This window comes from Aeromonas sp. R3-1 (genome assembly GCF_040908345.1).
GTDB classification, from domain to species: Bacteria; Pseudomonadota; Gammaproteobacteria; order Enterobacterales; family Aeromonadaceae; genus Aeromonas; species Aeromonas veronii.
Map to the genome: position 1 here is coordinate 1 of NZ_JBFODN010000218.1, position 7181 is coordinate 7181.

General features: G+C 58.2%; 7 protein-coding genes. 3 read left to right on the top strand and 4 right to left on the bottom strand.

Annotated elements, in window-relative coordinates; translation table 11 throughout:
* Together AB5Y85_RS14155 and dnaQ are read right to left on the bottom strand one after the other, a co-directional pair.
* On the bottom strand, positions 1-1310 hold a 1310-nt coding region (locus tag AB5Y85_RS14155; protein WP_368221609.1), incomplete at its 3' end, for a TIGR03503 family protein.
* The gene (gene dnaQ / locus AB5Y85_RS14160; RefSeq protein ID WP_103250604.1) at positions 1307-2041 is read right to left on the bottom strand and encodes a DNA polymerase III subunit epsilon; all 735 of its coding nucleotides are present in this window, start codon (positions 2039-2041) and stop codon (positions 1307-1309) included. The genes dnaQ and AB5Y85_RS14155, both read right to left, overlap by 4 nt.
* 79 nt (positions 2042-2120) lie before the next feature.
* Here dnaQ and rnhA point away from each other — a divergent pair, with 79 nt between their 5' ends.
* Entirely contained in the window at positions 2121-2585 is a 465-nt protein-coding gene (gene rnhA, locus AB5Y85_RS14165) for a ribonuclease HI (protein ID WP_005353268.1), read from the top strand.
* On the opposite strand, the gene AB5Y85_RS14170 is transcribed toward rnhA, so the two are convergent.
* Positions 2573-3295 carry a methyltransferase domain-containing protein gene (locus tag AB5Y85_RS14170; protein WP_005361718.1) on the bottom strand — a complete coding sequence of 241 codons (723 nt, stop codon included), beginning with the start codon at positions 3293-3295 and terminating at the stop codon, positions 2573-2575. The two genes, rnhA and AB5Y85_RS14170, sit on opposite strands and share 13 nt — an antisense overlap.
* 72 nt (positions 3296-3367) lie before the next feature.
* On the opposite strand from AB5Y85_RS14170, the gene gloB reads away from it, so the two are divergent.
* Both gloB and AB5Y85_RS14180 read left to right on the top strand, forming a co-directional pair.
* Positions 3368-4132, top strand: a complete 765-nt coding sequence (gene gloB / locus AB5Y85_RS14175) for a hydroxyacylglutathione hydrolase (RefSeq protein ID WP_005337817.1) — start codon at positions 3368-3370, stop codon at positions 4130-4132.
* A 70-nt stretch (positions 4133-4202) separates the two neighbouring features.
* Positions 4203-5756 (top strand): LysM peptidoglycan-binding domain-containing protein, encoded by a 1554-nt coding sequence (locus tag AB5Y85_RS14180; RefSeq protein ID WP_368221605.1) that lies wholly within the window; start codon positions 4203-4205, stop codon positions 5754-5756.
* Between the two features lie 160 nt (positions 5757-5916).
* On the opposite strand, the gene astE is transcribed toward AB5Y85_RS14180, so the two are convergent.
* Positions 5917-6942: a succinylglutamate desuccinylase gene (gene astE, locus AB5Y85_RS14185; RefSeq protein WP_368221607.1), complete on the bottom strand. Its 1026-nt coding sequence runs from the start codon at positions 6940-6942 to the stop codon at positions 5917-5919.
* Positions 6943-7181: the final 239 nt, after the last annotated feature.

The window sequence follows — 7181 nt, forward strand, 5'->3', positions numbered from 1 at the left end:
AGCAGACTGGCCAGCAGATCCATGATGGGCATCCTGTGCTGTGCCCACACACCCTGACGGCGGGGCAAAAAGGGCATTCTAACGCCATGGGCTTGCTGATTCTCGGCCTGCGCAGCGGCCAGAGCACGCTTCAGGGCACGCCGTTTTTGTATCACCACAAACCCGACCCCACCCAATACCGCCAGCAGCACACCACCACCCGCCAATGCCCAGATCAGCCAGCCCATTTCCTCCTCTGCCGGAGCTTCATGGGTCGCCTCGGCACTGGAGGCTGGTGCGGCGGCCGACACCACCTCTACAGGAGGCGGCGGTGGCGGGAAGACATTGAAGGTTTTCACCGGCAACTCGATTTTCAGCTCACGGCCGAGGCGAGTGGTGCCATAGAGGGTTGCTTTCACCTCATGCTGACCGACCTCCTTGATGTTGGAGAGATCGATATCAAGCTTGGGATCGCTGGCGGTCTCGCTGAACTCGTAGAGGCCGCCCACATTGCTGGTCACACTCCCCTTGACCACCACGGAAGCAGGATCCAGCTCATCACGGTCGATTAGCAGTGAGAGCTTGGCACCCAGCTCATCCGAAGGCGGCGCCAGGTTATAGCTGAACGGATAGGGGTAAAGCAGCACATCCTGATAACGGGCACGGACAAAAACCTGATTGCCCGTGCTGAACATGGCGCGGTACTTGCCACCGGGAATATCCTGCAGCGTCACTTCCGCCGTCATGATGCCATCGCCTGGCACCTCATCTAGCCCCTTGCCATCATCGCGATAGTGGCCAAGTACTTGATCCAGCACGACCTCTTTCTTATCGGCATCGCTGAACGATTGCAGCTTGACGGTCATGCCAAGATCAGAGAGATAGTATTTATCTTTCGGCGGCTGGCCATTGATCAGCAACCACGCCTTGAGCTTGACCACCTCCCCCTGATAGAGCTGCATCGGCAGGGCGGCGATATCGAGCCGGATATCGGAGAGAATGCGCACCCGGTTGTCGGGCTCCACCTCGCCAATCGCCTGCCAGGGGCCCGGCATGGGATTGCGCAGGGTAATGAGATCGTGCTCCGGCAACGCCAGCCAACCCACATCGGCAGGTTTGACCTTGCCCACGTAAAGCTTGCTGCCATCGGGGCGAACCAGGATCACGGACGGGGTGCCCGGCTTGCGCTTGATGATGAAGGTGATCTCCTTAACCCCATAATCGATGCGAAAGCGGTTATCCAGCAGCGGGATGTCGGAGGGAGCAAACACTTCGGTCGCCGTCGCCCCCAGCGAGAGCAACAGCAGCAGACCGGCATACCACTTGCTCATTGCCGCCACAGACAACTTCCTCCTTTCTTCTGTACCAGGTCCAGTCTCGCCTCGTGCAGGGCCTGAACCTCGATGCTGGCACGCACCACCTTGAGGGCGGGTCGGTTGCTCTCCAACCGGCGAATGCTGGTGTCCTGATTGTTTTCGTTTTCGTTGCTCTCGGTGGCCAGATTGAGTTTGGTCTGGCCGCCGGTCATCAGCAGGTAGACGTCCGCCAGGATCTCCGCATCGAGCAAAGCCCCGTGCAGGGTACGGTGGGAGTTGTCGATACCGTAACGATCGCACAGCACATCCAGGTTGTTGCGCTTGCCGGGGAAGAGATCCCGCGCCATCGCCAGGGTATCTGTGATGGTGCAGATATCCGCCGTCTTGAAGTTGAGTCCGAGCTTGCTGAACTCGTAGTCCATGAAGCTCACGTCAAACGGCGCGTTGTGGGCGATGAGTTCGGCGCCGCGGATGAACTCGAGGAATTCGTCGGCAATCTGGCTGAACGACGGTTTGTCACGCAGAAACTCGTCGGTGATACCGTGCACCTGGATCGCTTCCGGGTCGACCAGACGATCAGGCTTGATATAGACGTGATAGTGGTTACCGGTCAGCTTGCGGTTGATCACCTCCACACAGCCGATTTCGATAATGCGGTGCCCCAGATAGACAGGGCCGCCCGCCGTATTCATACCTGTGGTTTCAGTATCCAGAATGATCTGGCGATTCAGTTGGGGTGTGTTCATGATCCAATCTATGTCAAACTTCGGCTTTACTTACTCGCTAGTTTACCCCAAGCCTCATGTTAAAACAGATTGATTGCTCATGTTAAAACAGATTGATGTCTATACCGACGGCTCCTGCCTCGGCAATCCGGGCCCGGGTGGTTACGGGGCCGTGATGGTCTACGGCAAGCACCGCAAAGAGATTTCCGCCGGATTCAAGTTGACCACCAATAACCGGATGGAGCTGATGGCCGCCATCATGGGGCTGCGCACCCTCAACGAACCGTGCAAGGTGCGCCTCACCACCGACAGCCAGTATGTCCGCCAGGGGATCACCCAGTGGATCATCGGCTGGAAGAAGAAAGGGTGGATGACCGCCAACCGGCAACCGGTCAAAAACGTCGATCTCTGGAAGGAGCTGGATGCGGAAGTGGGTCGTCACCAGATTGAGTGGCTCTGGGTGAAGGGTCACTCCGGCCACCCGGAGAACGAACGGTGCGACGAGCTGGCCAGAGAGGCCGCCTGCGGCAAGGATCTGGCCGAGGATACCGGCTACCAGCCCTGACGGGCCATTCCCGGTGTGGCGAGGGACTTTGGCAGTTGCCAGCGCCGCCGCACCGGGATCAGTGGAAAGCGCCGTTTACGGGCCGCAATCACATATACCGATGCAAATGCCCTGCAATAATCCCGCCCGATACTCTCCCGCCACCAACTGTGCCAGCTCTGTTTACCCATAAACGAGTAACCGAAACGCTCGTCGAACATCACCTCACATCCCAGCAGATGCAGCCAGTCCGTCACCCGCCCCGGGGTGAACATCCGTGCCGACCAGGGCATTCTGCGCCGCAAGAACGGCACACAGTGACCGATCCCGACCAGACTCATGGGGTTATAGCCACTGATGATCAGCCAGCCATCGTCGGTCAACACTCTTTCGGCTTCGCGCAACACCTGATGAGGATCGGCAGAGAAATCGAGGCAGTGAGCCAGCAGGCAGGCATCGACGCTGCCGGTCCGCACCGGCAGATCGAGGGGGTCGCCATACATGTCGAGCAACCGCCCGCCGGGGGCGACCCCGATCTGGTGGCGAATGGAGGAGCGTTTGCAGGAGAGTTCGGCGCTCAGGGCGCCAATTTTCAGCAGATGATACCCAAACAGATTGGGGCACCAGTTGTCGAGCCGATCCTGGATCTCGGCCGCCACCCAGTCCCCCATAGGCAATGCAGACCAGCTGGTCGGGATCTCGATTTGTTGTTCGGTACGTGCCACCTGCATAATAGGGCTCAACTCGGGGTTTCGAACGCCATCCTGTTATATAAGATACCCTCCCTAAAGAGAAGCAGACTCATGTATCCAGTGATCACAGTTCCAGCCTTTAATGACAACTACATCTGGTTGATCCGCCACGAAAATCACTGCCTGGTGGTCGATCCGGGCGATGCCGCCCCCGTGCTGGAGCGGCTCGAGGCATTGGGGCTGGTGCTCGATGCCATCCTGCTGACCCATCACCATCACGACCATGTCGGGGGCGTCACCGACCTGCTTGCCCACTTCCCACACGCCCGGCTCTATGGCCCCAAACTTGACCCGATGCCGGATCACCACGGTCAGTGGCTGGAAGATGGCGATCAGATCAACTGGCACGGCCTCGCTCTCGAGGTGATCCATGTGCCCGGGCACACTCGCGGCCACATCGCCTATCACGGCAACGGCATGCTCTTTTGTGGCGATACCCTCTTCTCGGCCGGTTGTGGCCGCCTGTTTGAAGGGACGCCGGAGCAGATGTACCACTCGCTGCAACGACTCGCCGCCCTGCCCGATGAGACACTCATTTATTGTGCCCATGAGTACACCCTCTCCAACCTGCGTTTTGCCTATGCGGTCGAGCCGGACAACCCGGCGATCCGCCGCCAGATCGGGCTGATCAGCAAACTGCGGCAACAAGGGCTGCCAAGCCTGCCAACCCGGCTGGGTGACGAACGCACTTTCAACATTTTTCTGCGCTGCGAACAGGATTCAGTGAAATTTTCTGCTGAAAAGCATGGGCTAAAATGCGTGGAAAATCCGGTAGATACCTTCACCATCCTGCGTCAGTGGAAGGACGTTTTTTGAACAAACCTTGATCAGGGGGCCATTGCCCCTTATGATGCGAGCTGTTTTTCCTAAAAATGACCGGAACGAGATGAAGGTACGAACGGCCTTATTGGCAGCGCTGTTGCTCAGCGGCTGCCAAAACCTGAGCCATCAGGATGACCGGGCGCTAACGGCAATCGAGCCGATCAAGTCCCCCCAGGTCAAGAAAAAAGCGCATAAAAAACACTCTTCCCATTTCCTGTTTGGCGATGAACAGCTGGACGAAATGGAAGATACGGACAATCTGTGGGTGCGTATCAGCGATGATATGCAACTGGAAACTCCGGACAACCCGCGCATCCGCCAGCAACGTGAGTGGCTGTTGCGCAATGATAAGCATCTGGCGACCATTGCCAGCCGGGCTGAACCCTACCTCTATCTGATGGTAGAGGAGATTGAACGGCGTGAGCTGCCAATGGAGCTTATTACTGTCCCGATGATCGAGAGCATGTTTGATCCCCATGCCCGATCCCGCAGCAATGCCGTCGGTCTGTGGCAGTTTGTGCCAGCGACAGGCAGAAACTTCGGTCTGCGCCACGACAACTGGTATGACGGACGGCGCGATGTGCTGGCCTCCACCAATGCGGCGCTCGACTATCTGGAGTACCTGAACCGCTTCTTTGACGGTGACTGGCTGCAGACGCTAGCCGCCTACAATGCCGGGGAAGGACGGGTTCGCAACGCCATCCAGCGTAACCAGCGCGCAGGCAAACCGACCGACTACTGGTCGCTCGATCTGCCCCGCGAAACTCGGATGTATGTGCCCAAGATCCTCGCCATGGCTGACATGATCAGCAATGCGGACAAGTACAATATCCAGTTGCCGGTGCTCGCCAACGAGCCGAAGCTGCGAGTGGTGGAGACTGGCAGCCAGATCGATCTGAATGTGGCCGCCCAACTGGCAGGTCTGCGCACCTCACAGCTCAAGGAGGTCAATCCGGCCCTGAGCCGTGGTGTGATGTCGCCCCGTGGCCCTTACCGCCTGCTGGTACCGGTAGAATATGCCGATACCTTGGAGCTGGCACTGGCCGATCTGCCCAAGAACGAGCGTATTCGTACCCGCTCCTATCAGGTCACCAGTGGCGATACCCTGTCGCGTATCGCCCAGAATCATGGCGTCAGCGTGAACGAGCTGAAGCTGGCCAACAATCTGCGCAGCAACAACCTGCGTCGCGGTCAGCAACTGGTGATCCCGACCCACGGTCAGGTCAGCAGCAAGGCCAGCTCAGCCAGCAAACCGCAACAGCTGGCAAGCCGTGGCAGCAGTCAGAAGGCCAAAGTCAGTTACAAGGTGCGCTCGGGTGACAACCTGTGGAGCATCAGCCAGGCGCACGGTGTCTCCCACGAAGAGCTCGCCAAGTGGAACGGTCTGAATGCCAAGTCAGCGCTCAAGCCAGGCATGAAGCTGGTGATCTATCCCAAGCAAGGGAAGAAGAGCGACAAATCGATGGTGTATCAGGTTCGCCGTGGCGACTCCATCTCCTCCATCGCAGCTCGCTTCCAGGTGGCTATCAACGATGTGATGCGCTGGAACCAGCTGGATAAAGGTGATTACCTCAAGCCCGGTCAGGAGCTGACCCTGTTTGTGAAGAACAACAGCTAAGCCTCACCGCTTGAACCCGATAAAAAACGGGGCCAGTCATCTGACTGGCCCCGTTTTTTATTACTGCGGCTAACCGCTGCTGTGTCTGAGCCACCGACTAAAACAATGGCTTGGCGCCACCTGCGGATGCCTCACCGCTCTGCAGGCAAAACTATCACCGCTATTCCCAGAGCCTTGTCGGCACCACCATCAGCACGGTGCGCTGACCGATCGCCACATTGGCATTGGGGAAGACCACCGCCTCACGCGGCTTCTCGACTGTGTAACGCAGCTCACCATCCTCGGCCAGCACGAACCCTTGGGGGAATTCGGTGAAGTTGTCCACATCGCTGGCGAATAGAAAGCGAAACTGATCCGATTTTTTGGTGATCACCCGATCGATGGCAAACAGGATGAAATCATCCGCCCGCCACGGCTCCAGTGCCACTTCATCCTGAGTCACCAGCTCCTGCAGCGCCTGGCGGGTTTCGATAAAGCGGGTCATATCGTTCTCGCCAAACGGGCGCACCTTGCCCAACTCCACCGTAAAGGCGTGGGCACCATGCTGGCGGGAGCTGTAGTAGCTGAAGGTCGTGGTCGGGCTGGCGGAGAGCAGAATGGTGCGTACCCCGCAGGCGCCGAGGAACTGCACCTGCTCGCGGCAGTGGGGCCGCTCGTGGGGAAAGGGGTAGACGGCGAACTTCTCGTGGCGCGAACCGCGAATGGCGGTGTGCAAATCGTAGTGGTAACGGGGACGAGCCGGATCGGCAAAGAAGCGGCTCACATACTGCTCAAGACGCATGGCGCGGATCCGCTCCCGATTGCAGAGCCCCTCCCCCTTGCTGTGTGCTCCGGAGAAGAGCCGGTTCATGTTCTCCTCCACCTCCCGCAGCCCCAGATTCATCGCCGCCGGATTGCCAAACAGGAACAGCACCCGATGGCGGGCGCTCAGCTCGCCTGAGAGCAGACGACTCAGCAGCTGGTTGCAGATCTCGATGGGAGCAGTCTCGTTGCCGTGGATGCCGCAGGAGAGGACGATATCCTTGCGTCCTCCCGGCTGGTCGCCCGCGCCACTGGCAGGCTCCAGACAGAGCACCCCCGTATCCCAGACGCTGACTCGCGCACCATCGGGCAGGGCAAATTCAAAGGGCTCAAGCTGCCACTCATGGCTGCGGGTCAAGGCCAAAAAATCGTGCTGGGGAATCATCCGTCTCACCCTCTCGCTCTGGAATACTATGGCCGGATTATACGCAAGGCATCGCGGCTTAAAATCGTTTTTTAAACAAATTCAAACATTAAGGATGCAAGTGTGATAACAATCGAACGATGACAGCAATGACAGTAGCGATATGGAATAAATATGAAAGGAAAAAGGATCAATAAATAACGGGGAAAAACGGGGGGAGGATAAAACAGACAATGACAGACTTGGCGGCTGGTCCCCAC